This is a genomic window from Burkholderia sp. SIMBA_051 (genome assembly GCF_046534915.1).
Classification (GTDB): domain Bacteria; phylum Pseudomonadota; class Gammaproteobacteria; order Burkholderiales; family Burkholderiaceae; genus Burkholderia; species Burkholderia ambifaria.
This window is the reverse complement of the sequence record NZ_JAWRXS010000882.1, coordinates 1-237: the sequence shown is the minus strand read 5'-3', so window position 1 is coordinate 237 and position 237 is coordinate 1. Positions and strand designations below refer to the sequence as shown.

General features: G+C 74.3%; 1 protein-coding gene. It reads right to left on the bottom strand.

The window, feature by feature from the left end:
- A partial coding sequence (locus tag SB771_RS36975; RefSeq protein ID WP_410722281.1) for a hypothetical protein occupies positions 1 to 237 on the bottom strand: 237 nt, incomplete at both ends.

Sequence of the window (237 nt, the reverse complement as noted above, 5' to 3'; positions counted from 1 at the left end):
CGATGCTTGGGGCAACGCCGGCACCGCGTCGTCGCGTTCGGTGCCGCGCAGCATATCTCGATCAGGCACGGCAGCGGCCGCAAGCCAAAGCGCCGCGCGTCGGTTGCCGCCGGCGAGCGAGCGAAGGGCGTTCGCGCGCGCGAGCACCTGCAGGTCGTGCCGATCGAGCCGCGCGCGGCGCGCGAGGTCCGCGACGTCGACGAATGGTCGCGCTGCGCGTGCGAGCTCGATGCGGCC